At 45.3% G+C, this 576-nt stretch carries 1 protein-coding gene; it reads right to left on the minus strand.

The window, feature by feature from the left end:
- On the minus strand, window positions 1-576 hold a 576-nt coding region (locus DWZ60_RS17060; RefSeq protein ID WP_147397782.1), incomplete at both ends, for a hypothetical protein.

A 576-nucleotide genomic window follows, 5' to 3' on the forward strand; every position in this document is an offset into this window, starting at 1 on the left:
TGTTTCGCTGTTTTTGATCACAGGAACAAATGCCTGTAAAACGCCAAGAAGATTATCTGCCTTGATCAGTCCTCCAAGAGCACTTAATCCATTTACCACATCTGCCGCACTCCCCGGCTCCATGGTTCCAACATATCCACCGGCACTTTCACGCCCTATGATATGTGCAAAATTATAAGAATTACTATTCTGAATCTGAACTCCAAGAAGTTCTCCTGCATATCCACCAGCTTTTCCAGTATCACCGTCTCCATCTGTTGCAAGAACATTAAATCCGCCTATCGCTCCGTAAACATCTGAACTGTCTATGATAGATGCAACTACGGTCAATGCTGATAACAGATTTGTAGCAGAAAGTACATGATCCAGAACGCTTGCACCTCCGATAGCCGCCGTACTTCCCATAGCAGCTTTCCCAATATAGCCGCCGGCATAACGATAACCACTTACCGCATATGCACTGTCGCTTCCGTAATAACTGCTACCATCTTCCTGCTGCAGATTCTTCGGCTCACTGACACCTGTATGCTGCAATTTATTTACATCGGAATTGCTGATCTGTACACCAGTTCCGCA

The sequence above is a fragment of the Blautia sp. AF34-10 genome, assembly GCF_003477865.1.
Lineage (GTDB): Bacteria > Bacillota > Clostridia > Lachnospirales > Lachnospiraceae > Fusicatenibacter > Fusicatenibacter saccharivorans.